At 63.2% G+C, this 23150-nt stretch carries 20 protein-coding genes; 14 read left to right on the forward strand and 6 right to left on the reverse strand.

The window, feature by feature from the left end; genetic code table 11:
• Window positions 1-22: 22 nt before the first annotated feature.
• The 9 genes from J3364_RS09890 to tal are packed head-to-tail and all read left to right on the forward strand — an operon-like array spanning window position 23 to window position 9190.
• Window positions 23-913: a carbohydrate ABC transporter permease gene (locus J3364_RS09890; RefSeq protein ID WP_123635907.1), complete on the forward strand. Its 891-nt coding sequence runs from the start codon at window positions 23-25 to the stop codon at window positions 911-913.
• A 13-nt stretch (window positions 914-926) separates the two neighbouring features.
• Window positions 927-1745 carry a carbohydrate ABC transporter permease gene (locus J3364_RS09895; RefSeq protein ID WP_123635908.1) on the forward strand — a complete coding sequence of 273 codons (819 nt, stop codon included), beginning with the start codon at window positions 927-929 and terminating at the stop codon, window positions 1743-1745.
• 26 nt (window positions 1746-1771) lie between these two features.
• Entirely contained in the window at window positions 1772-2920 is a 1149-nt protein-coding gene (locus J3364_RS09900) for an ABC transporter ATP-binding protein (RefSeq protein WP_349558202.1), read from the forward strand.
• An 8-nt stretch (window positions 2921-2928) separates the two neighbouring features.
• Window positions 2929-3606: an HAD family hydrolase gene (locus J3364_RS09905; protein WP_349558203.1), complete on the forward strand. Its 678-nt coding sequence runs from the start codon at window positions 2929-2931 to the stop codon at window positions 3604-3606.
• Entirely contained in the window at window positions 3579-4412 is an 834-nt protein-coding gene (locus J3364_RS09910) for an L-iditol 2-dehydrogenase (RefSeq protein WP_349558204.1), read from the forward strand. The genes J3364_RS09905 and J3364_RS09910 overlap by 28 nt, the downstream gene beginning before the upstream one ends.
• Before the next feature lie 59 nt (window positions 4413-4471).
• Window positions 4472-5119 carry a nucleoside triphosphate hydrolase gene (locus J3364_RS09915; RefSeq protein ID WP_349558205.1) on the forward strand — a complete coding sequence of 216 codons (648 nt, stop codon included), beginning with the start codon at window positions 4472-4474 and terminating at the stop codon, window positions 5117-5119.
• Window positions 5120-5153: 34 nt separating this feature from the next.
• Window positions 5154-6635, forward strand: coding sequence for a mannitol dehydrogenase family protein (locus J3364_RS09920; RefSeq protein WP_349558206.1), 1482 nt, complete (start codon window positions 5154-5156; stop codon window positions 6633-6635).
• A 52-nt stretch (window positions 6636-6687) separates the two neighbouring features.
• Window positions 6688-8184, forward strand: a complete 1497-nt coding sequence (xylB, locus tag J3364_RS09925; RefSeq protein WP_349558207.1) for a xylulokinase — start codon at window positions 6688-6690, stop codon at window positions 8182-8184.
• A gap of 52 nt (window positions 8185-8236) precedes the next feature.
• Window positions 8237-9190 (forward strand): transaldolase, encoded by a 954-nt coding sequence (gene tal, locus J3364_RS09930; protein ID WP_349558208.1) that lies wholly within the window; start codon window positions 8237-8239, stop codon window positions 9188-9190.
• On the opposite strand, the gene J3364_RS09935 is transcribed toward tal, so the two are convergent.
• A complete protein-coding gene (locus J3364_RS09935; RefSeq protein WP_349558209.1) occupies window positions 9191-9886 on the reverse strand; it encodes an aspartate/glutamate racemase family protein in 696 nt (231 codons plus the stop codon).
• Between the two features lie 21 nt (window positions 9887-9907).
• Window positions 9908-14458 carry a CHASE domain-containing protein gene (locus J3364_RS09940; protein WP_349558210.1) on the reverse strand — a complete coding sequence of 1517 codons (4551 nt, stop codon included), beginning with the start codon at window positions 14456-14458 and terminating at the stop codon, window positions 9908-9910.
• Between the two features lie 287 nt (window positions 14459-14745).
• Between J3364_RS09940 and J3364_RS09945 the strand changes: the two genes are divergently transcribed.
• Window positions 14746-15456, forward strand: coding sequence for an SIMPL domain-containing protein (locus J3364_RS09945; protein ID WP_349558211.1), 711 nt, complete (start codon window positions 14746-14748; stop codon window positions 15454-15456).
• A gap of 9 nt (window positions 15457-15465) precedes the next feature.
• Here J3364_RS09945 and J3364_RS09950 read toward each other — a convergent pair whose 3' ends face one another.
• Window positions 15466-16266 carry a substrate-binding periplasmic protein gene (locus tag J3364_RS09950; protein ID WP_349558212.1) on the reverse strand — a complete coding sequence of 267 codons (801 nt, stop codon included), beginning with the start codon at window positions 16264-16266 and terminating at the stop codon, window positions 15466-15468.
• A gap of 198 nt (window positions 16267-16464) precedes the next feature.
• The gene (locus J3364_RS09955) at window positions 16465-17157 is read right to left on the reverse strand and encodes a Crp/Fnr family transcriptional regulator (RefSeq protein ID WP_349558213.1); all 693 of its coding nucleotides are present in this window, start codon (window positions 17155-17157) and stop codon (window positions 16465-16467) included.
• A 148-nt stretch (window positions 17158-17305) separates the two neighbouring features.
• On the opposite strand from J3364_RS09955, the gene J3364_RS09960 reads away from it, so the two are divergent.
• The 3 genes from J3364_RS09960 to J3364_RS09970 all read left to right on the forward strand — a co-directional run bounded on the left by J3364_RS09960 (window position 17306) and on the right by J3364_RS09970 (window position 20590).
• Window positions 17306-18076, forward strand: a complete 771-nt coding sequence (locus J3364_RS09960; RefSeq protein ID WP_349558214.1) for a class II aldolase/adducin family protein — start codon at window positions 17306-17308, stop codon at window positions 18074-18076.
• Between the two features lie 14 nt (window positions 18077-18090).
• The gene (locus J3364_RS09965) at window positions 18091-18681 is read left to right on the forward strand and encodes an HD domain-containing protein (protein ID WP_349558215.1); all 591 of its coding nucleotides are present in this window, start codon (window positions 18091-18093) and stop codon (window positions 18679-18681) included.
• A gap of 439 nt (window positions 18682-19120) precedes the next feature.
• On the forward strand, window positions 19121-20590 hold the full coding sequence (locus J3364_RS09970) for a WS/DGAT/MGAT family O-acyltransferase (protein ID WP_349558216.1): 1470 nt from the start codon (window positions 19121-19123) through the stop codon (window positions 20588-20590).
• Here the strand turns inward: J3364_RS09970 and J3364_RS09975 are convergent.
• Both J3364_RS09975 and J3364_RS09980 read right to left on the reverse strand, forming a co-directional pair.
• Window positions 20573-21040 carry a hypothetical protein gene (locus J3364_RS09975; RefSeq protein ID WP_349558217.1) on the reverse strand — a complete coding sequence of 156 codons (468 nt, stop codon included), beginning with the start codon at window positions 21038-21040 and terminating at the stop codon, window positions 20573-20575. The genes J3364_RS09970 and J3364_RS09975 overlap by 18 nt on opposite strands.
• The gene (locus J3364_RS09980) at window positions 21037-21678 is read right to left on the reverse strand and encodes a TetR family transcriptional regulator (RefSeq protein ID WP_349558218.1); all 642 of its coding nucleotides are present in this window, start codon (window positions 21676-21678) and stop codon (window positions 21037-21039) included. The genes J3364_RS09975 and J3364_RS09980 overlap by 4 nt, the downstream gene beginning before the upstream one ends.
• 308 nt (window positions 21679-21986) lie before the next feature.
• Between J3364_RS09980 and J3364_RS09985 the strand changes: the two genes are divergently transcribed.
• Window positions 21987-23090 carry a ferredoxin reductase gene (locus J3364_RS09985; protein ID WP_349558219.1) on the forward strand — a complete coding sequence of 368 codons (1104 nt, stop codon included), beginning with the start codon at window positions 21987-21989 and terminating at the stop codon, window positions 23088-23090.
• Window positions 23091-23150 lie beyond the last annotated feature (60 nt).

Raw genomic sequence — 23150 nt, forward strand, 5'->3', positions numbered from 1 at the left:
CCACCCAACCCCGGATACGACCATGAACAAACCCCGAGCTGCCGGGCGCACCGTCGGCGGACTTCGTCCCCTGGCGCTGCAGGCCCCCGCTGTCACCCTGTTGTTCCTGTGGATGATCGTGCCGCTGGCGATGACCGTCTGGTTCTCGCTGCAGCGCTACAATCTGCTGATGCCCACCATGACCGGGTTTGCCGGTCTGGAGAACTACGAATACCTGTTCACTGATCCGGCCCTGTGGAAGTCGATGCTCAACACCCTGTTGCTGGTGGGTTGGGTGCTCGTCATCACCGTCGTCGGCGGTACCCTGCTGGCCGTGCTGTTCCAGCAGGAGTTCTTCGGCCGCGGCATCGCCCGGGTGCTGGTGATCTCGCCGTTCTTCGTCATGCCGACGGTCAGTGCGCTGGTCTGGAAAAACCTGATGATGCATCCGGCCAATGGCATCTTCGCCTGGATCGCCGAACTGTTCGGTGCCCAGCCGGTGGACTGGTTTTCGTCGCTGCCGCTGACGTCTATCGTCATGATCGTCGCCTGGCAGTGGCTGCCGTTTGCGCTGCTGATCCTGCTCACCGCCATCCAGTCGCTGGATGAGGACCAGGTGGAGGCCGCCCGAATGGATGGCGCCGGCCCCATTTCGATTTTCTTCTTCATCACCCTGCCCCACCTGCGGCGGGCGATCAGCGTGGTGATCATGATCGAGATGATCTTCCTGCTGACTGTGTTCGCGGAGATCTTCGTCACCACCTCGGGCGGACCGGGCCTGGCCACCACCAACCTGGCCTATCTGATCTACATCCGCGCCCTGCTCGACTTCGATGTGGGCATGGCATCCGCCGGCGGCGTCGTCGCCATCATCCTGGCCAACATTGTCGCGATTTTCCTGGTGCGACTCGTGGCCAAGAACCTGGAAGACTGAGGCGGAGACTCCCATGAATCCATCAACGCTCAAGCGCTTCGCCATCGGCCTGCTGGCCTGGGTGATCGCGTTTATCATTTTCTTCCCGATCTTCTGGATGGTCCTGACCGGCTTCAAGACCGAAGTCGAGGCCGTGTCCGACCCCAGCCTGATCTTCACCCCCACGCTGGACAGCTACGCCGAGGTCCAGCAGCGGGCGGACTACTTCAAGTTTGCCTGGAACAGCGTGATCGTCTCCTTCGGCTCCACGCTCCTGGCGCTGATCATTGCCATTCCGTCGGCCTATTCCATGGCGTTCCTGCCCACCAAGCGCACCAAGGGCACGCTGCTGTGGATGCTGTCCACCAAGATGCTGCCGCCGGTGGGCGTACTGGTACCGATCTACCTGCTGTTCCGGGACACCGGGCTGCTGGACACCTGTACCGGGCTGGTCATCGTCTACACGCTGATGAACCTGCCGATCGTGGTGTGGATGCTCTACACCTTCTTCAAGGACCTGCCCAAGGACATCCTTGAAGCCGGCCGCATGGACGGCGCCAGTACCCTGCAGGAGGTGCTCTACCTGCTGATGCCGTTGACCCTGCCGGGGATCGCCTCCACCGGTCTATTGTCGGTCATCCTGAGCTGGAACGAGGCCTTCTGGAGCCTCAACCTGACCACCTCGCAGGCCGCGCCGCTGACGGCGTACATCGCCTCTTTCTCCAGTCCCGAGGGACTGTTCTGGGCGAAACTGTCCGCCGCTTCCACGATGGCCATCGCGCCCATCCTGGTCTTTGGCTGGCTCACCCAGAAACAGATGGTCCGGGGCCTGACCTTCGGCGCCGTCAAGTAGCCGTCTTCACATAGAAAGGTTTCAACATGGCAACGCTTCAACTGAAAAACGTCATCAAGGAATTCGGCGACACCCACGTGATCAAGGGCGTGGACCTGGAAGTGAAGGACCGGGAGTTCGTCGTCTTCGTTGGCCCATCGGGCTGCGGTAAATCCACGCTCCTGCGCATGATCGCCGGCCTGGAAAGCGCGACCGACGGCGATATCGTCATTGATGGCAAACGCATGAACGACATCGGCCCGGCCGAACGGGGACTGGCGATGGTGTTCCAGAGCTACGCGCTCTACCCCCACATGACGGTCGAGGACAACATGGGCTTCAGCCTGCGCCTAGCGGGTGTGTCCAAGTCCGAGCGCAAGGACAAGGTGCTCGATGCAGCCCGCATCCTGCAGTTGGAAAACCTGCTGGACCGCAAGCCCAAGGCCCTGTCCGGCGGGCAGCGCCAGCGGGTGGCCATCGGCCGCGCCATCGTGCGCAACCCCAGCATTTTCCTGTTCGACGAACCGCTGTCCAATCTGGATGCCGCCCTGCGCGTGCAGATGCGCGTCGAGCTGGCCCGGCTTCATGAAGAGCTGGATGCCACCATGATCTACGTGACCCACGACCAGATCGAAGCCATGACCATGGCCGACAAGATCGTCGTCCTTCAGGGCGGCGAGGTGGAACAGGTGGGGTCACCGATGGAGCTGTACCACCATCCCCGCAACCGGTTCGTGGCCGGGTTTATCGGCTCACCGACCATGAACTTCATGCCGGTGGACTTTCAGGATGCCAATGCCGAGGGCGTGCAGGTCACCCTGCCTGGCGGCCAGAACTGCCGGATTCCGGTCAACGGGGAAGCCCTGGTGGCCGGCGCCACGCTGGAACTGGGCATCCGCCCCGAGCACCTGAACCTGGACGACAACGGCCCGATGAGCGGCAAAATCCAGGTCATCGAACGCCTCGGCGGCGCCACCTCTCTCTACGTCCAGATGGATCACGGCATGATCACGGTGGTGGCCGATGGTGATATCGAGCACAAGGTGGGCGACACCATCCGCTTCGGCTTCGAGTCCTTCCGCGGCCAACTGTTCCGCGAAGACGGCCTGGCCCTGGAGAGCTTGCAACGTCATCCGCTCACCGCCATCAACCGTCAGGCCAACCGGGCCTCGACAAATTCCGGCGACGACCAGTGAGGGCGCCCATGGAGACGCTGATTTTCGATTGCGACGGCGTTCTGGTGGACAGCGAGGTCATCGCCGAAGCCACGCTGGTGGAACAGCTGCGCGACTGGCTGCCGGATCTGCAGACGGACACGGTGCTGCACCATGCCCTCGGCATGACTACCGAAAACATCCTGCTGCACCTGGAAGCCCTCAGCAGCCATACGTTGCCGGCAGACGCTCTGCCGCGCATCGATCAGGCCATTGAAGCCCGGCTGGCGCAAGAGCTGCAACCGATAGACGGCGTCGCCGACACGCTGGACAAGCTCGCGATACCCCTGGCGATCGTCTCCAACTCCAGCCGTTTCCGGGTGTGCAACTCCCTGGCCACCACCGGCCTCGATGCCTGGCTGGGCACGGTTCCGTTGTTCACTGCCGAGCAGGTCGCGCTGCCGAAACCGGATCCCGGCGTTTACCTGCTGGCCACCCGCGAGCTGGCCTGCTCCCCGCAGGAGTGCCTGGTGGTGGAAGACAGCGTCTCAGGCGTGACTGCGGCCAAAGCCGCGGGCATGACCGTCATCGGCTTTACCGGCGCCAGTCACATCCCGCCGGACCACGCCGAACACCTGAAAGACGCCGGCGCCTGGCGCATCCTGCGCCACATGACCGGACTGGAGACCCTGATCGATGAATGGCGCCAACACCGCAGCGCAGGCTGACGCAAAGGAGATCCACTGTGAAATTACAGGATAAAGTAGCCGTGATCACCGGTGGCGCCCGCGGCATTGGCCGGGCCATTGCCGAACGCTACCTGGCCGAAGGCGCCCGGGTGGTCGTGGCCGACATCGACCGGGCCGCCATTCATACCGCGGTGGATGAGATCCGCAGCACGCTGACCGACCCGGACCGGCTCATCGGTGACTCGTTGAACGTGTGCGACCGAGCCTCCATCGACGCCCTGATCCGAACGGTCACCGACCGCTGGGGCGGCATCGACATCCTGGTCAACAACGCCGCGGTCTTTGATATGGCACCGGTCCTGGACGTCACCGAAGAGAGCTACGACCGCCAGTTCAACGTCAACGTGAAGGGGATGTTCTTCACCCTGCAGGCGGTGGCCCAATCGATGGTGGATCGAGGGCGCGGTGGCAAGATCATCAACATGTCGAGTCAGGCCGGCCGGCGCGGTGAAGCGCTGGTCAGCATCTACTGCGCGTCCAAGGCCGCCGTTATCAGCCTCACACAATCCTGTGGCCTGGACCTGATCAAATACGGTATTAACGTGAATGGTATCGCGCCCGGTGTGGTCGACACCCCCATGTGGGAGGAGGTCGACGCCCTGTTCGCGCGATACGAGAACCGTCCGCTCGGCGAGAAAAAACGCCTGGTGGGCGAAGCGGTGCCCTATGGCCGGATGGGCCGCCCCGAGGATCATGCCGGGGCGGCGGTGTTCCTGGCCAGCGAGGATGCCGACTATGTGGTTGCACAAACATTGAATGTGGATGGTGGCAACTGGATGAGCTGACGGCGGCGGGCGGTCGGCCATCGAGTGGCTGCCGCCATCAAGCTGTCGGAGAAGGAACCATGACACCCAGTATTCAAGACGTCACCGATCACATCCTGGCCGCGGCCGGGCAGCGCCAGCGGCTGATCGTTGCCTTGGCCGGACCGCCGGCCGCCGGCAAGTCGACCCTGTCGGAACGCCTGGCCGAGTTGCTGAACCGCAAGGTGCCCGGCAGCACCGTGGTGGTCCCGATGGACGGTTACCACTACGACAACGCCGTGCTGGAACCGCGCGGCCAGGTACCGATCAAGGGCGCGCCGGAGACGTTCAATCCCGAGGGCCTGCTGTGGGATCTGCAGCGGATTCGCAACAACTCGGGCAACGTCGCGGTGCCGGTGTTTGACCGACCGCTCGACCTGGCCCGGGCCGGAGGGCGGATCGTTACGCCGGCGCACCGCATCGTCATCGTCGAGGGCAACTACCTGCTGCTCGACCGGGATCCCTGGCGGGGGCTGCACGGTCTGTTCGACCTCACGCTGTTCCTGGACGTGCCGGATGACTTACTGGCCGCACGCCTGCTCCGGCGCTGGCAGGACATGGGCCAGGACGAAGTCGGCGCCCGGGCCAAGACCTACGACAAAGACATGCTGAACAGTCGCCTGGTGAAACAGGCGTCCATTGAACCCGATATCCGCTGGGCCGCCGATCACGAGCGAATACCCACGTAACGGAAAACAACCCTTGCTCCGACAGGAGGTAACGATGACCCGTCTCTCCCGCAAACAGCTCAACCGTCTCGATACCCAGGTCGCCGTCCCCGGGTATGACCGACAATCCGTCACGGCGGGCATCGTGCACTTTGGCGTGGGCGGCTTTCACCGCGCCCACCAGGCCATGTACCTGGACCAGCTCATGAACGACGGCAAGGCACTGGACTGGGGCATCGTCGGTGTCGGCGTGATGCCCGGCGACCGGCGCATGCAGGAGGCCCTTGCCAGCCAGGACTATCTGTACACCCTGGTGGTCAAGCATGCGGACGGCCACTACGACGCGCGAGTGATCGGCAGCATGGTGGATTACCTGTTCGCCCCGGACGACCCGGATGCGGTGGTCGAGCGCATGGCCGATCCCGCCATCCGCATCGTGTCGCTGACGGTGACCGAAGGCGGCTACAACTTCCATCCGGTGACCGGTGAGTTCAACTTCTCCAACCTGGACGTGCAACAGGACCTGAGCAACCCCGAGCAGCCGCGCACCACCTTCGGCCTGGTCACCGAAGCCCTGCGCCGGCGCCGCGAGCGGGGCATCTCGCCCTTCACGGTCATGTCCTGCGACAACATCCAGGGCAATGGCGACGTGGCCCACCGCATGTTTACCGCCTATGCCCGACGCCGGGATGCAGAACTGGCTGAGTGGATCGAGGCCAACGTGACCTTCCCCAACTCCATGGTGGACCGGATCACGCCCGTCACGACGGACGCGGACATCGCCGAGTTGCAGTCCCGCTTTGACGTCGAGGACCGCTGGCCGGTGGTCTGCGAGCCGTTCACCCAATGGGTGCTGGAGGACCGTTTTGTCGACGGGCGCCCGCCGGTGGAAGACGCCGGCGTGCAGGTGGTCGAGGATGTGGAGCCCTATGAACTGATGAAATTGCGCCTGCTCAATGCCAGTCACCAGGCGCTGTGTTATTTCGGTTACCTGAGTGGCTATCGCTACGCCCACGAAGTCTGCCAGGATCCGCTGTTTGTTGAATTCCTGCTCGCCTATATGGAAAACGAAGGCACCCCCACCCTGGCGCCGGTTCCCGGTGTCGATCTGGCCGAATACCGGCATACGCTGATCGAGCGCTTCGCCAACCCGGAAATCAAGGACACCCTGGCGCGGCTGTGTGCCGAGAGCTCGGACCGGATTCCCAAGTGGCTGCTGCCCGTCGTCCGCGAGCAGTTGGAGCAAGGTGGCGAGATCCATCGGGCCGCCGCCGTGGTGGCCAGCTGGGCACGCTATGCCGAAGGCACCGACGAGGACGGCCAGCCCATCGACGTGGTCGATCCGCTCAGGGACCAACTGATGGCCATCGCCGCCGAAAGCCGCACCCACCCGACGGCGTTCATCGAGAACCGGGAACTGTTCGGCGACCTGAGCGACCAGCCCCGCTTCCGGGACGCCTTCCTGGCGGCACTCTACAGCCTGCGATCCTCCGGGGCACGGGCCACAGTGGACGCGCTGGTGAAGGGGGTTTTGTGAAACACCGTCTAAGCTTGAGGGTCTCACACCGTATCGACACAAGGAGAGTCTCATGTACGTAGGCGCAGACTGTGGCACCCAGAGCACCAAAGTGGTGGTGGTCGACCCGGAATACGGCCGCATCCTCGGCGAAGGCAGCCGCCCGCATGAGCTGATCGAAGGCGCCAACGGCCGTCGCGAGCAGGACCCGGAGGCCTGGATGACCGCCTTTGTCGAGGCCCTGGGTGACGCGATCGCGCAGGCCGGCATCGACCCCAAGGCGATCCGCGCCATTGGCATTTCCGGCCAGCAGCACGGGCTGGTGGCCCTGGATCGGGACGGCCAGCCGGTGCATCCGGCCAAGCTCTGGTGCGATACCGAAACAGCCCGTCACAACAGCCAGCTGGTGGAACAACTGGGCGGCGAGGAAGGCTGTATCGACAAATTGGGACTGGTGCTGCAGACCGGCTACACCGCCTCCAAACTGGCCTGGCTGAGGGAAATCCACCCGGACGCCTACCGGCGCATCGACAGCATTCTGCTGCCCCACGACTACCTGAATTTCCGTCTGACCGGCGAGAAAGTAGCGGAAGCCGGCGACGCCTCCGGCACCGGCTACTTCGATACCCGAACCCGACAGTGGCGCGAGGACGTGTTCAACCTGATCGCACCGGAACTGGACCCGGGTCGCGTGCTGCCGCGGCTAATCGACTCGAAAGCGCCTGCCGGCACGGTCACCCCGGAGGTCGCCGCCCGGCTGGGACTGGCGAGCGATGTGATCGTGGCCAGCGGTGGCGGTGACAACATGATGGGCGCCATCGGCACCGGCAATATCCAGCCCGGCCTGGTGACGGTCAGCCTGGGCACGTCCGGGACCGTCTATGCCTACTCGTCGGATCCGGTGGTCAGTGACAGCGCCATGGTGGCCAACTTCTGTGCCAGCAGTGACGGCTGGCTGCCGCTGGCCTGCACCATGAACGTCACCTCCGCCACCACCCTGGTCCGCCAACTGTTCGGGCTCGACCTCGCCGAGTTCGGCGATCGCATGGCACAGGCGCCTATCGGCGCCGAGGGTGTGACGGTACTGCCTTTCTTCAACGGCGAACGCGTCCCCATGCTGCCTCACGCCACCGCCAGCCTTATCGGCCTGGACAACCTGAACACCACCCAGGCCAACCTGTGCCGGGCGGTGGTGGAAGGCGCCACCTTCGGCCTGCGCTACGGCCTGGAGCATCTGGGCGACCTGGCCCAGGGCGCCAGCCAGATCCGGTTGATCGGCGGCGGCGCCCGTTCACCGGTGTGGCGCCAGATCGTCGCCGATGTGTTGGGCGCCGAGGTCATCTGCCCACGCATCAACGAGGCAGCGGCACTGGGCGCAGCCATCCAGGCAGCCTGGTGCCATGGCCAGGCTAAAGGCAACGGTCCCACCCTGGCACAACTGTGCGACCAACTGGTCAGCCTGGACGACAGCACGCTGACCCGGCCCGAAACACAGAGCCGGACCGCCTACGAGACGGTCTACCGCCGCTACCGTACCGCCCTGGAGGAACGCTACGGCGTGACGGCCTGAGGCTTCCGGCCAAGGGTCGCGCGCCTCACTCATCATTCACAGGAGGAGGACCATGACTCAACTCGACGCCCTGAAGCGCCATTCCCTGATCGTGGCCGATACCGGCGACCTGGAAGCGATCCGCCGCTACCAGCCCCACGACGCCACCACCAATCCGTCGCTGATCCTCAAGGCCTTCGGACTGGAGAGCCAACAACATCTGATAGACGCCACGCTGGCGAAGCTGAAGGCCGAGATCAGCGACCCGCAAGCACGGATCGAAAAAGCCGTGGATCGACTGTCGGTCACCATCGGCACGGAGATCGCCGGCATGATTCCGGGACGGGTCTCCACCGAAGTGCCAGCGCGACTGTCGTTCGATACCGAGGCCAGCATCCGCAAGGCCCACGACCTGATGGCCGACTACGACCGGCACGGGATCGGCCCGGAGCGGGTGTTGATCAAGCTGGCGTCCACCTGGGAAGGCATTCGCGCTGCCGAGCGTCTGGAGCGGGACGGCATCCAGTGCAACCTCACGCTACTGTTTTCCGACGCCCAGGCCCAGGCCTGCTTCGACGCCGGCGTCTTCCTGGTGTCGCCATTCGTGGGCCGCGTCACCGACTGGTACAAGCAGCAGACCGGCCAGGACTACACGCCGGACACCGATCCCGGTGTGTGCTTCGTGCGTGGCGTGTGCGAGCGGGTGGAAAAAGGCGGCTTCGAAACCGTGGTGATGGGCGCCAGCTTCCGCAATACCGGGCAGGTGCTGGCGCTGGCCGGCTGTAACCGACTGACCATCTCCCCGGCGCTGCTGGAAGAGCTGTCCGCCGGCGACGGCGAGGTGTCCCAGCAGATTCACGACGGCAACGGCAGCCCTCAGCGCCCGGCCCCGATGACCGAGTCCGACTTCCGCTGGGGCCACAACGAAGACCCCATGGCGACGGACAAGCTGGCCGAAGGTATCCGGCGCTTTGCGTCGGATCAGGACGAACTGGAACGGCAGATCGCTGAACGCCTGGCGGGCTGATCAATCCGCCAGGGCGCGTTCCACCGCCTGTTCGGCATGAATGCGGGTGGTGTCGTAAAGCGGCACGCCGGTGTCCTCCGGCCCCACCAGCAGCGCGATTTCGGTACAACCGAGGATCACGGCCTCGGCGCCGGCCTCGTAGAGTTTCTGGATGATGGCCAGGAAGGCATCCCGGGAGTCGTCCCGGATGATGCCCTGGCACAATTCCTCGAAGATCACCTCGTGAATGGCGGCCTGCTCGTCTTCGTTCGGCACCCGCACGTCGAGGTCAAAACGCTCGGCCATGCGGCCTTTGTAGAAATCCTGCTCCATGGTGTAGCGGGTGCCGATCAGGCCCACCCGGGTGATGCCGTCCGCTCGCAAGCGCTCGGCGGTGGCATCGGCGATGTGCAACAGTGGAATGGCAATGGCCGCCTCGATCTGCGGCGCCACCTTGTGCATGGTGTTGGTGCCGATCAGCAGGAAGTCGGCGCCGGCGGCTTCGACCGAACGGGCCGCCGCGGACAGCATGCGCCCGGTTTCGTCCCAGTTGCCGCTACGCTGCAGGGTCTCGATCTCGGCAAAATCGACACTGTGGAGGCAGATCTTCGCGGAATGCAGGCCGCCCAGGCGGGCCTTTACCCCTTCATTGAGCGCCCGGTAATAGCTGACGGTGGACTCCCAGCTCATGCCGCCCAATAACCCTATGGTTTTCATGTCACCTCCGCGCCAACACGTTTACAGATCATCCAGGACGGATTTCACCCATTCGAAGTCCAGCTGCCGCATCGCCTGTTCCGCCTCAGCCATACTGGACGGCGACAGCAACTCTGCCAGGGCATCGCGATACTGCAGGAACAACGCCTGCGCCCTCAGGTTATTCTGTGCCAACAGCTCACGCAATTCCGCCAGCGCGGCGTCATCCAACTCGGGTTTGTCGTCGGGGGCGCTGTCGCCGTCATGCGCTTCCAGCCAGTCCTGCACAGCATCGAGCACCCGCTGATAACCCGCCGCCAGTGATGCCCACTGATCGCCAAGAAAATCGGCGTCCGGCATCGACCGCAACGCCTGTTCCAGCTCATGTGCGTCGTCGGCGAACGCCCGGGCGCCGATGGTGCCCAGTGAACCACGCAGTGTGTGCAGGCGCCGCGCCGCTTCGGTGCCATCGCCGGCAGCCCACAAGTCATGGGCTTCGTCCATCGGCGCCATACCCCGCTCGACAATGCCGGCCACCACCCCCATCAGCGATCGGCCCGCTTCCGGATGGGCCTGCACCAGGGCGTCCAGGCTGCTGAAGTCTACCCAGGGGGGCTCCGGCTGGATCGGCTCACCGTCCGGAGTCAGCCGAATCGGACGCTCGCTGCCGAGGCCCAGATGCTCCGCAATCGTGGAAATCAGTTCGACTTCGTCCACCGGCTTACCGATAAAACCATTCATACCGGCCTGGATGCAGTCTGCCCGCTCACTGTCCAGAACGCCCGCCGACATGGCCAGCACCGGCAGTTTTGCCTTCAAGTCGCTGCGTATCAACCGCGTGGCGGCAATGCCGTCCATAATCGGCATCTGCACGTCCATCAGCACCAGGTCGTACGGGTGGTTCGGTTCTGCGATGGCGTCCACGGCAGCCTGACCGTTGGGGGCTATCGACACCTTGGCACCGGCAAACTCAAGGAACCCGGCGGCCACTGTCTGGTTCAGCGGGTTGTCTTCCACCAGAAGGATATGGGTCCCCGCCAGGCGCCCCGCCAACTTACTGTTTTCCGGCAGCGACGGCGACATTCCACCGTTCTTGGCGGCCATCAACTCGTTGAGTCGATCGTACAGCTGGGAGCTGGTAACCGGTTTGAGCAGGACCGCATCCACCAACTCGATATCCGGCGAGGACATGACGGTTTCCTGCTCGAACGCACCCGCCAGCAGGATCACGGTCGCGCTGTCGTAACGCTTCAGTCGGCGGATGGCGCGCGCCAGTTCCATTCCGTTCAACTCGGGCATGTCATAGTCGATCAGGAACAGGTCGTAGGACACGGCCTGGTCCAGCCGCTGCTCCAGCATGCGCGGGCGAGCCAGGCTCTCCACGTTCCATTTCCAGCCCTGCAACGTCTTGTGCAGGTAATCCCGGGAGGTTTCGTTGTCGTCGATCAGCATCACCCGCATACGCCCCAGTCGCCGTATGCCCTCCTGGTCAATGCCAAATCCGGAAATAGACAGCGGCAGTGACACAATGAATTCACTCCCCTTTCCCAACTCGCTGTTGACCCGAATCTCGCCGCCCATCAGGTAAACCAGCTTGTTGGATATGGTCAGCCCCAGGCCGGTACCGCCAAACCGGCGCGTGGTCGAAGAATCCGCCTGGGTGAAGGCGCGGAACAGCTTCTGCAACTGTGACGGAGAGATGCCAATGCCGGTGTCCCGCACCACAAACTCGAACATCCCGGTCTGGTCCTCGCGATCGACCAGGCGCACCAGCAGGGAAACTTCCCCGGCCTCGGTGAACTTGATGGCGTTGCTCAGCAGGTTGATCAGCACCTGGCGAATGCGCAATTCGTCGCCGATCAGCTCCCGTGGAACGTCCGGCTCGATGCCGATCGCCAGCTCAAGATGCTTGCCGGAGGCGTCCAGCGACATGATCGACGCGAGGCTGCTGGTCAGGTCATCCAGGTTCAGGGCGTCTCGGGTGAGCTCCATCTTGCCCGCCTCGATCTTGGAGAAGTCGAGGATGTCATTGAGTATCGCCAGCAGGGATCGTCCGGCCGCCTGTACCATGTCCACGTATCGCCGCTGGTCCGCGTTCAGCGGCGTGCGGGACAGGATCTGCGTCATGCCCAGCATGGCGTTCATGGGGGTGCGAATCTCGTGACTCATGTTGGCAACGAATTCGGTCTTGGCGCGACTGGCCGCTTCCGCCACTTGCCGGGCCTCGTTCAGGCGCTGCTCCGCCAGCCGCTGCTCGGTCACGTCGCGCAGGATAATGCCGTAGAACGTTGCGCCACCGGTCTCCCACTTCGAGAGGGACAACTCAACCGGGAAGACTTCCCCGTCCCGGCGACGGCACTGTAACCGGATGTCATGCTCCGCCAGACGGGCATTGGAATAGGCGGCTATATCACCGATTTCAGCCACCCGGTTCTGGCGCTCTTCGGGCGGCAATAACATCAGCCAACGCCGTCCCACCACCTCTTTCGGGGTGTAGCCGAAGATCACCGTCGCAGCGCGGTTCCAGGACTGCACGCAGCCCTGCTCATCCACCATGAAAATGGCTTCGTTGGCGCTTTCTGCCAGGGTCGTGAAGCGGCCTTCAGACTCTCGCAAAGCCTCCGTCATTTCCCGGGCCAACCGAATCGCCTTGGTCCGGGTCAGGGCCAACGCCCGAATGAAGGAAAACAGTAAAAGACTGATCAGGATCCCACCCACCAGCACGATGTGGGCCTTCTGGAAATCGATGGCGCGGGCAAACGCCGGCAGGGCGGTAACCCGCAATGTCCAGTCCAGATCGGCAACCGCCAGTCGGGAAACCCGGGTCCGCGCGACTTCCGGTCTGGCCAGTTTATCGAGCTGCGCATCCCGGTACATCAGGGTATTGGGGTCGGTGTGTTCACCGTCGAAAATTTCCAGTGCCACGGCGGAAAAGCCACTCCCCAGAATCCCCCCGATAAGGTCGTTCATGCGGAAGGGACTGTAGGTGTAACCCTGGATGTGGGTGCGCCTTGCCTCAATCGTTGGCGGCGTTTCGTCGGTATCATAGACCGGGACATACATCAGGAACCCGGCCTGGACGCCGACGCTGGTTTCCTGCACTAGCGTAATGCGGTGGCTCAGGGCGACATCCCCCCGGTCGCGGGCACGAATCATGGCCCAGCGGCGGTTGCCTTCGGAGAACATGTCGTAGCCATGGGCCCGCTGGTTGCGCCAGTCATAGGGCTCCAGGTAGGTCACCGGGACATAGATCGTCCGAATGCCTTCCGGCTTGACGACAAAGTTGTCATACCCCTGACGGCGGACCTGCGACTCGAAAGCCCTCTTTTCCTGATCGCCCGTGAGGTAGGTGGCGTAACCTACGCCCTGGATACCCGGATAATCGTCGTTAATCTTCAGCTCCCGCACGTAACGCCGCCAGTCCTCTGCGCTCACGAACTCCGAGCCATAGAAGAGACCGGCCGCACCTCGCAGGACTTGCTGATAATCCCGCACGCGATCCTTGAGACGCATGCTGATTTCACTGGAAAGGTTCTCAAACCGTTGGCTCGCCTCCTGCTCAACATTGAGGGTGGTCACCCGCCAGGCCAGCACCGTCAGTGCCAATGCCGCCATCAACGCCAGCCAGGGAGGAATGAAATCCCTCAGGAAGCGGCTTTGACCGTGGCCCCGCTCGGTCAGGTCCGCGGACAGGATCAGCCCGGTAATGACCCACAGCAGCAGAAAGCAGTCCAACGCGACCAGCGAGGCGTGAACTGTCTGGAAATTGAAAGGCCCCATGCCGGACAGGGTGGCCGGCACGGCAATGGCGGCAATTGCCGCGCTCAGGGTGGCCACGCCCCGCAGGCCGAAATAGTAGGCCGACAGACCCAGGCACGGGATGTAGAGAAAGACCAGCAGCTGCTGGATGTTCGCCATGTCCACATCCGGCCAGAACACCAGAAGGCTGATGACGCTGTAAGCCAGCACCAGCCCGACACCGACTCCCCAAGCCCCTTCCCCGGCAGGCTCGCCATGTATCCTCAACAGCGAAATCACCAGCGGCACGATCACCAGCAGGCCGACGGTATCGCCCAACCACCAGATGCCCAATGTTGTGGCAAATGCCTCGGGCAGTACGTAGCCGCTGAGCACCAGGGTGGTGACACCCACCCCGGCGCTGATGACACAGGCGAGGACCGCAATGCCGACGAAACGGAAGACGTGCAAGACCCGGTCGAACGATCGGCGGCCGCCAGCCAGCCGACGAATGATATAGGCCGCCGTCAGTGCTTCCAGGGTGTTGCCAACCGCAATGGCCAGCGAAGCCGGCAGGGTGACGGCCAGGTCGTCCATGCCCGAGGGAAAGCTGACCAGGTTCACGATAAAGGCGCCGACCGTAATCGCCGGCCACAGCCGCAGACCGCCCAGCAACAGTGCAGAGACCGCAATGCCGGTCGGCGGCCAGATGGGAGAGACGTTGGTGGCGGCAAACGCCAGCTTCAGGCTGAAATAGGCGACCAACACGTAGATGGCCGCCAGAATAGCCCCGGCCAGCCAACGCCTGGCGGGCGAAGCAATGTCCTCATCGCCTTTCAGCAGACTACTCAGCATCCTTGAGCTCCTGTTTCGTCTTCCCTGTTACTACGCGGTCGCTCTACAGAAGAGCCAATTGATGGCCAGAGGGCTGTGTCCGTCCTGTGACAGACGCCCCGGGGTGAGTCCTGAAAATGGATCTTGCCTTTATCATAGACGCTGTCGCTGAAGACGACGAGCTTCGAGCCGGGACTAACCACACTCTTCAAAGGCGTGGCATCATGACAACGTGTAAGCCCGGACCCTATCCAACCCAGGATCCGCCTGGCTACTATGGGAACAGCCCACTCAAGGAGGAGCCCCACGTGAGAGTTCTTACCAGCATCATCATCGCCATCGGATTGATCGTCGCCGCCTGGATCGGCGCCAACGGACTCAGGGACCTGCGTACCGGGGATCGCTTCGTGACCGTCAAGGGCGTGGCGGAACGTCAGGTCCAGGCCGACGTGGCGCTCTGGCCACTGCGCTTCGTAGCCACCGGGGACACGCTGGAGGAAGCCCAGGAGCAGGCCCGCAAGAGCCGGGAAAGCATCCAGGCCTTCCTCAAGCTGCAGGCCATCGATGCCGGCGCCATGGAATTGCAGCGCCTCGATGTGACCGACACCCAGGCCAACCCCTACCAGAACAACAACACCGGCAAGCGCTTTATCATCAACCAGACGCTGATGGTGCGCTCTCAGGACATCGACAAGGTGCAGCAGGCCGCGCAGGCGGTCAGCGATCTGGTGGATTCCGGCGTGGTGCTGTCCAGTGACTATGGTGCCGGCGGCCCCACGTACCTGTTTAACGGGCTCAACGACATCAAGCCGGCGATGATTGCCGAAGCCACCGCCTCGGCGCGGGAGGCGGCCCAGCAGTTCGCCAAGGATGCGGGTGCGGATGTGGGCGGGATGCGCCGGGCCAACCAGGGCGTGTTCCAGATCTTGCCCCGTGACCCGGCGCCGGGCATAACCGAAGAGCAGCAACCGGTGAAGACGGTCCGGGTTGTCTCCACCCTGGAGTACTATCTCAAGTAAGTCCGGCGATCAGTTACCGATACCGTAGTGTTTCTTGATCGCGTCGATGGTGCCGTCCTTGCGGGCCTTGTCGAGGCCGGCCTGTAGCTTCGCCACCACAGCGGGGTCGGTCTTGTTGCTCACCGCCAGGTACATCGGTGTCTCACGGAAGACCAGGACCGGTCGCAGTCCGGTGATATCGCCATTCTCCTTGGCCACCATGGGGCCAACCAACCCGTCGGTCACCCAGAGATCCACCTGCCCCAGCACCAGGCGCCTGGGGTTCTGCTCGTCGGTGACCGTCGTGGTGACATCATAGCCCTTGCTGAGCAGGTAATCGGTCATCACATCGCCCTTGTAGCCGGCGATCTTCAGGCCCTTGGCGTCCTCCAGGGAATTCAGCTGGATATCGGAATCAGGGGCAGCAAACAGGGTCCAGCGAATCGACGCCAGCGGTCCAACCCACTGGAACTGGTCCTCCCGCTCATCGGTGCGGGCAGTGCAGAACAGGGCGTGGTTCTTGTGCTCCTTGACCCAGCGGTAGGCGAAGCTCCAGTCCCGCATTTTCATTTCGTATTTGTAGGGGGTATTGGCCATCAGGGCTTCCACCATTTCCGGACAGATGCCGCCAATGTCTTCCCGCTTGTGGGCGAAGTTCTTGCCGGTTTTGGAGACGTTATAGGGCGGGTAATTCTCGGTGAAGATATGGAAGCGCGTGTCGTCAGCCCGCACGGTGGGCGCGGCAGACAGGCAGAACATCAGCAGCGCCAGACCGAGGCGGATCTTGCGTGCTGCGGATCCGGCACGACCGAAGCCGGTGGGAATCGCCATGGCAGTGTCCTCTTGAGCAAAGGATCGATTTGTTGGGATCGCGGCCCTGTGGCACCGCCAATCCGGCTCGACTTACCGACCCGCCTGATCGTTTTGGCCAACCCGACTGGTCGTTTTTGTCAGTAGCAGATCATTGCGGTTTTCGCCGGGGATTGGAAGGGCCAGCCTGTTTCGCTTGGTTACAGGAATTGAGGTGGCTCAATCGCAGGTGGCCACGTGCCGCTCCAGGGCCAGCGGATCGTTGACGGTCACCCGGCCATAGCTGAAGGCAATCAGGCCTTCCGCCTCGAAGGTCTTGAGAACTTTATGCACGCCCTGGCGGGTCATCCCCATCATGCTGGCGAGGTGCTCGCGGGTCAGACGAAAGCTGACCGGATCGCCGGCGATGCGACCGCCGTTGTGCATCTGGGCCAGGAACAGCAGGCGGCGACCCACCCGGGCCGGGATGCCGCGCAGGGCGTCGTCTTCGATCAGCGACATGGTGGCCCACAGACGCTGGCTGAGCAGGTCCAGCACCACCGGGTAGCTCTGTGGATAACGGCGCATCAAGTCACGGAACACCTCCCCGGGCAGATCGACAATCACCGCGCGTTCATGGGCGCGAGCGCCATAGACGCGGGGCGTGTCCGGGGAGAACACGGTGTCGCCAAACCAGGTGCCATGGTCGAAAATCATCAGCACCGCCTCACGGCCTTCGGCGTTGACCGAGCAGATCCGCACCCCGCCTTCGGCGATCACACAGATGCCGGACTGCAGCGAGCCTTTCTCGTAAATCAACTCGTCCACCTCGAAACGGCGAACGTGGGCGTGCCGGGCGGCCTCGGCAATCGCCTCGTCCGGAAAACCGGAGAAGATCGGGCAATGGCGGATAACGTGGAAGAGGTCGGTCATCGGCACAGTGTAAACCAAACCCCCAATATCGCGGACAATCCGGACGCCGCACCGGACAATGTAAATCCATTGACAGTCTTGCCCGCCCGCGCCGGCCTACACTCTCAGGACGGATCCACAACAAGTCCAACAACGAGAGAGGCCCACGATGTCCGCACCCCTGGCATTCAAATCCAAGAAGGACAACGTCAGCGCCGAGGAATGGCAGCTGCGCGTCGACCTGGCGGCCGCCTACCGGCTGATTGCCCTGCACGGCTGGGATGACCTGATCTTTACCCACATCTCCGCCCGCATTCCCGGCGATGAGCATCACTTCCTGATCAACCCCTACGGCATGATGTTCGAGGAGATCACCGCCTCCAGCCTGGTACGTGTCGATCAGGACGCCAACAAGCTGGATCCCGACGATTTCGACATCAACCCCGCCGGCTTCACCATCCACAGCGCCATCCATGCAGTGCGCGAGGATGCGGCCTGCGTGATGCATACCCACACCACAGCGGGTGTCGCGGTGTCCGCCCAGAAGGACGGCCTGCTGCCGCTGTCGCAGCAGAGTTTGTTCCCGCTGGCCAGCCTGGCCTACCACGACTACGAGGGCGTGGCCCTGCGCGAGGATGAAAAAGCCCGGCTGCAGGCGGACCTGGGCGAGTCCAACTTCATGATCCTGCGTAACCACGGCCTGCTCACGGTGGGCAGCTCCATTGCCGATGCGTTCCTGGGCATGTTCATCCTGCAGCGGGCCTGCGAGGTGCAGATCAATGCACTGGCGGGCAACCGCGAATTGACACCGATCCCCGCGGGCATCGTCGACACCATCAAGCAGCAGGCGGCGCAGGTGACCAAAGGCATGGGCGGTCAGCTGGCCTGGCCCGGCCTGCTGCGCAAGCTTGATCGTCTCGATCCCAGCTACCGCGACTGAGCCCGGAGGTTTCTATGAGCACAGCAACCGACAACCGCGCCCGGTTCACCCACATGAAGGACGGTACCGCCGAGGACTGGCAGACCATCGCCGCCTCATTCGGGGATTTCGCCAAGTCCCTGCCGGACCGGATCATGGATCACCTGAAGCTGCTGGAGGGTGACTTCGGCGGCTTCAAGGTGGACCGGATGACCCACTGCCTGCAAACCGCCACCCGGGCCCACCGGGACGGCAAGGACGAGGAATACGTGGTGTGCGCCCTGTTGCACGACATCGGCGACACACTGGGCACCTACAACCACGCGGATGTGGCGGCGGTGCTGCTGGAGCCGTTCGTGAGCGAGGAGAATCACTGGATGGTCAAGCACCACGCGATCTTCCAGGGCTACTATTTCTTCGAATACCTGGGGCTCGATCCCAACCTGCGGGAGAATTTCAAGGATCACCCGTATTACCAGCACACGCTCGAGTTCGTCAGCAAGTACGACTCGCCGGCGTTCGATCCGGAGGCGGAGACCCTGCCCCTGTCCTACTTCGAACCGATGCTGCGCCGGGTGATGGCCAGGCCCCGCAAATCGCTTTACAAGAAGGCGATGGCTGAGTAAGTCTCAGAGGGCGCCACTTTGGCGCCTTTTTATTTCGGTTTCCCCTTACCCGAATTAACGCGGCCTTTTCAACACCTTACAGGTTGTCCATTTACCGGATTTTAACGTGATGAACGGAAAATCCTGCGTTAGTGTGGAAGCTAATGAAGAGGCCGGAATCAGAGTCCCGCCTCTCTCAGGCTTTTCTGAAGTGTTTTGAGTTGCGTCTCCAACCTGGTGCCCGGTGAGTCGATCCTGCTTCCCACCCTATAAGCTGGATCACACGATTCACCGGGCCTTTTTTTGCCCCATCAATCTGTGATCGACTGCGGCCTCCGTCACTGCGGCGACTGTGTTCGATTTCCACCTCGTATATACTCGCGCAAACCCTATAAAAAGATGCAGTTTCGACAGATCTGCACAACCCAAAACACGCACGGACAAGGAAAGAACGGACACTATGAAACGCCTGAGCACACTGGACGCCTCATGGCTCGCCGTTGAGTCTGAGGACACGCCCATGCATGTGGGCACTTTACAGATTTTTTCGCTGCCGGAAGGCGCGCCGGAGACCTTCCTGCGGGACATGGTTACGCGCATGAAAACCGATTGCGAAGTCGCGCCCCCGTGGAACTACAAACTGGCCTACCCGGGCAAACTGGGGCGATTGGTCGCGCCCGCCTGGAAGGTCGACAAGGGGATCGACCTGGATTATCACGTGCGCCACTCCGCCCTGCCCAAGCCCGGCAGTGAACGGGAACTGGGGGTGCTGGTTTCGCGCCTGCATTCCCACCCGCTGGATTTCTCCCGGCCGCTGTGGGAGTGCCACATCATCGAGGGCCTGGAGAACAACCGCTTCGGACTCTACACCAAGATGCACCACTCGATGATCGACGGTATCAGTGGGGTGCGACTGATGCAGCGCATTCTGTCCACCGATCCCAACGAGACCAACATGCTGGCGCCCTGGTCGGTCAAGCCGCAGCGCGGGCGCAAGCAGACCGGTGACAAGGCCGCCACCCTGAACTGGGCCTTCAACGAAGCGCTGGAAGCCCTGAAGATCCAGGTGGACAGCGCGCCCAAGCTGGTCAGCGCCCTCTCCCGTCTGGTCCATTCCGCCCGGCATCCCGAGGACAAGTTGACCCCGCCGTTCGTGGGCCCCAGCTCGATCCTCAATCGCCGGGTCACCGGTCAGCGCCGGTTCGCCACCCAGCATTACGAACTGGATCGCCTCAAGGCCTTGGCCAAAAAGGCGGACGCGTCGCTCAACGACATCGTGCTCTACCTGTGCGGCACGGCCATGCGCCGGTTCCTGCTGGAACAGGATGAACTGCCGGATACACCGCTGACCGCCGGGATTCCGGTCAACATCCGCCCCGCGGACGACGAGGGCACCGGCACCGCCATCAGCTTCATGATCGCCAGCCTGGCCACCAACGAGGCGGACCCGAAAGACCGGCTGGCTGCCATCCAGGCGTCCACCGCCAGCGCCAAGGCCCACCTGCAAAGCCTGCCGCGCAGCGCGCTGAACCAGTACACCATGCTGCTGATGTCGCCCTATATCCTGCAGTTGATGACGGGGCTGGGCGGGCGGATGCGGCCGGCGTTCAACGTGACCATTTCCAATGTGCCGGGGCCGGAGAAGCCGCTCTATTACGAGGGCGCCAAGCTGGAGGCCATGTACCCGGTTTCGCTGATCGCTCACGGCGGGGCGCTCAACATTACCTGCCTGAGTTATGCGGGGTCGCTGAACTTCGGGTATACGGGGTGTCGGGATACGCTGCCGAGTATGCAGCGTCTGGCGGTCTATACCGGGGAAGCGCTGGAGGAGCTGGAACTGATCCTGCTGGCCAAGGCCGAGCCGAAGACCCGGCCGAAGCGCAAGACGGCCAGTCCCCGCCGCAAGCGCACGTCAAAGACGGTCAAATAACCGCACGTTATCCACTTCCAACAGGACCAGTTGCGGCTGGTCCTGTCCTTTCACGTAGCCCACCAGGACATCCGCCCGGCCATGTTCGAAGGCGCAGCGCCCGTTGCCCTGGTACACCGTACCTGTCTTCAACCGGTTGAGCGGTGACTGGCTCAGGGCATCGTCACCGAAATCCCCCAGCGCCAGACGTTCACAACCCACAAAGCGGCCCAGGGGCTGCGCGGTCGTCAGGGTGGCCCCGGAAGGGCCGGCGTGTTTCAGCGTAGGTGCCAGAATGGGCTCGACGGCGGATCGGTCCCAGGTGCGGGACAGCGTGGTGAGCAACGACGAGAAATCCGCCAGCCGCTGCTTCTGACCGTATTCCGGGTCCGGTTGATAGAACGTCAGCCACAAGGCCGCGGTGGCCAGGGCCACGAGGGTGCCGAGAAAACGCTTCCAGTGACCGGTCATGGGTTGCCTACCTGTGTACGACTGTTCCAATGCGCCGCGCCAACGAAGATCAGTTGCAGGAAGCGGGCGGTGCGCTGGCGGATCTGGTCGATCTGGTAGTCGTCGTCCGGCGCTACGTTGAGCAGGTCGGTCAGGGTGAAGGCGACCGTGCGCACCACCAGGTCGCAGGTGAGCTCCAGATCGCCGTCACTCAAATGCTCCACCAGGCGCATGCGGCGCAGGTCGTTGGCCAGTTCGCTGGCGAAGAAGCGCATCTCGCTGCGGATGGCATCCTGCACCGCGCGGCTCTCTCCCGCCAGCCCCTGGGCCATGAAAAAGAAGAAGCTGCGGTTGGCTTCCACATGGCTGATGAAGATCGTCACCGACTCCTCAATCAGCTTGTCCGCCTGCAGCACATTGCCCCGCGCCTCGCGCATCATGCGGCGCAGCACCAAACCCAACTGGTCCACCAGCTGCAAACCCAGATCGTCCATATTGCGGAAGTGGCGATAGAACGATGTGGGCACCACGCCGGCCTGGCGGGTCACTTCGCGGATACCGAGACTGGCGAAGTGCCGCCCCTTGCCCACCAGGGTAAGGGCCGCCTCCATCAGTTTGTCCCGGGTTTCTCCGGGTTTGCGTCGCTGTCGCTGGGTCATCGTGTGCGTCCTGACTACGGGCCTGACTGCCGGACCGCTCTCGGCCCGTAATGGACAACGAGTGTACACAAATCACCAGGCCTGCGGAAATAAAGGCTGTCATTACGGGCCAAACGCCAATCACCTACCAGTCGCACCCACTGAAGCACCGCCCCGAAGCCGCCCGCCACAAGGCGTCGGGCGCCATATCGGTTGCGCCCGGACGGCCCCCATTCCCCGTTGACACCCGGAACCATCAATGTGTACAGTCGTTCACATATTGTGAACACTTGTACACACCACCACAAATCGGTGAGGAGAAACACATCATGCTGTCGACACGGAACACACACGCATCCCTGCGCTGGCTCGGCAAGCAACTGTTTAACCGTGAGGATCCCGGCGCCTTTTTCGACCCGCTGCTGGCCGTCCTGAATCCCATGTGGGTACGCGGCTTCGTGCCGGCCCGCCTGCTGGAAGTGACCGACGAAACGGCCGACACCCGCAGCTTTCGTCTGCGGCCGTCGCCTCGCTGGAAAGGCTTCCGGGCCGGCCAGCACATCAACATCATCCTGGAAGCGGACGGCGTGCGGCATCACCGGACCTTCACGATCGCCAGCGCCCCACGCCAGTGGGACACCGACGGCACGATCACGCTGACGGTGAAACGCCACCCGGGTGGCCGCATGACCAACTGGATGCACGATCACCTGACGCCCGGCACCATCGTCGGCATCAGCCAGGCGTTCGGTGATTTCGAGTTGCCGGAAGCGGACGTCCCGCTGCTCTACATCGCCGGCGGTAGCGGCATCACGCCGGTGCTGAGTCACCTGATGACCCTGGCCGACCGGGACTTCCGGGCGCCGGTCACCCTGCTCTACTACGTGCGGACCCAGGCGGACGTGATCGGTGCAGAGATCCTGTACGCCCTGGCGGCCCGCTGGCCAGCGCTGACCCTGCAGATCTACCGCACGGAAGAGGACGGCAAAACCGCCTTCCTGAACGAAAACCACCTGGACACCGTGCCGGGCCTGCGTGCCCGCCAGGTGTACCTGTGCGGCCCGAAAGGTCTGATGGATCTGGCCGGTGACCTGCTGCATTCATTCGGCATCAAGGACAGCCAGATCCAGACCACCTTCTTCAGCGCGCCGTCTGCCGTACCGGCGGACACCCCGCTGGGGGGCGCCGTCACCTTCGGTCGCAGCGACAAGACCGTCGACGCCGAAGGCGACGCGCCGCTGTTGGAGATCGCCGAAGCTGCCGACCTGAAGCCGGCCTTCGGCTGTCGCATGGGTATCTGCCATCAGTGCAGCTGCCGCAAGACGGTGGGCACCGTCGTCAATCGCCTCACCGGCAAGGCTTCCGGCCCCGGCGAGGAAACCATCCAGCTGTGCATCTCCGTGCCTCAGGGTCCGGTCACCGTGGACCTTTGATCATTACCCGCACAGCCCCCTGAACAGATGAGATGGCCGGCAGACAGCCGGCCTGAGGAG

This window comes from Marinobacter sp. NFXS9 (assembly GCF_040148665.1).
GTDB classification, from domain to species: Bacteria; Pseudomonadota; Gammaproteobacteria; order Pseudomonadales; family Oleiphilaceae; genus Marinobacter_A; species Marinobacter_A mangrovi.

Bases quoted from the DNA above. Each gene is read 5' to 3' on its own strand.
- J3364_RS09890 (WP_123635907.1), top strand. From the start codon at position 23: ATGAACAAACCCCGAGCTGCCGGGCGCACCGTCGGCGGACTTCGTCCC.
- J3364_RS09895 (WP_123635908.1), top strand. From the start codon at position 927: ATGAATCCATCAACGCTCAAGCGCTTCGCCATCGGCCTGCTGGCCTGG.
- J3364_RS09900 (WP_349558202.1), top strand. From the start codon at position 1,772: ATGGCAACGCTTCAACTGAAAAACGTCATCAAGGAATTCGGCGACACC.
- J3364_RS09905 (WP_349558203.1), top strand. From the start codon at position 2,929: ATGGAGACGCTGATTTTCGATTGCGACGGCGTTCTGGTGGACAGCGAG.
- J3364_RS09910 (WP_349558204.1), top strand. From the start codon at position 3,579: ATGGCGCCAACACCGCAGCGCAGGCTGACGCAAAGGAGATCCACTGTG.
- J3364_RS09915 (WP_349558205.1), top strand. From the start codon at position 4,472: ATGACACCCAGTATTCAAGACGTCACCGATCACATCCTGGCCGCGGCC.
- J3364_RS09920 (WP_349558206.1), top strand. From the start codon at position 5,154: ATGACCCGTCTCTCCCGCAAACAGCTCAACCGTCTCGATACCCAGGTC.
- xylB (WP_349558207.1), top strand. From the start codon at position 6,688: ATGTACGTAGGCGCAGACTGTGGCACCCAGAGCACCAAAGTGGTGGTG.
- tal (WP_349558208.1), top strand. From the start codon at position 8,237: ATGACTCAACTCGACGCCCTGAAGCGCCATTCCCTGATCGTGGCCGAT.
- J3364_RS09935 (WP_349558209.1), bottom strand. From the start codon at position 9,886: ATGAAAACCATAGGGTTATTGGGCGGCATGAGCTGGGAGTCCACCGTC.
- J3364_RS09940 (WP_349558210.1), bottom strand. From the start codon at position 14,458: ATGCTGAGTAGTCTGCTGAAAGGCGATGAGGACATTGCTTCGCCCGCC.
- J3364_RS09950 (WP_349558212.1), bottom strand. From the start codon at position 16,266: ATGGCGATTCCCACCGGCTTCGGTCGTGCCGGATCCGCAGCACGCAAG.
- J3364_RS09955 (WP_349558213.1), bottom strand. From the start codon at position 17,157: ATGACCGACCTCTTCCACGTTATCCGCCATTGCCCGATCTTCTCCGGT.
- J3364_RS09960 (WP_349558214.1), top strand. From the start codon at position 17,306: ATGTCCGCACCCCTGGCATTCAAATCCAAGAAGGACAACGTCAGCGCC.
- J3364_RS09965 (WP_349558215.1), top strand. From the start codon at position 18,091: ATGAGCACAGCAACCGACAACCGCGCCCGGTTCACCCACATGAAGGAC.
- J3364_RS09970 (WP_349558216.1), top strand. From the start codon at position 19,121: ATGAAACGCCTGAGCACACTGGACGCCTCATGGCTCGCCGTTGAGTCT.
- J3364_RS09975 (WP_349558217.1), bottom strand. From the start codon at position 21,040: ATGACCGGTCACTGGAAGCGTTTTCTCGGCACCCTCGTGGCCCTGGCC.
- J3364_RS09980 (WP_349558218.1), bottom strand. From the start codon at position 21,678: ATGACCCAGCGACAGCGACGCAAACCCGGAGAAACCCGGGACAAACTG.
- J3364_RS09985 (WP_349558219.1), top strand. From the start codon at position 21,987: ATGCTGTCGACACGGAACACACACGCATCCCTGCGCTGGCTCGGCAAG.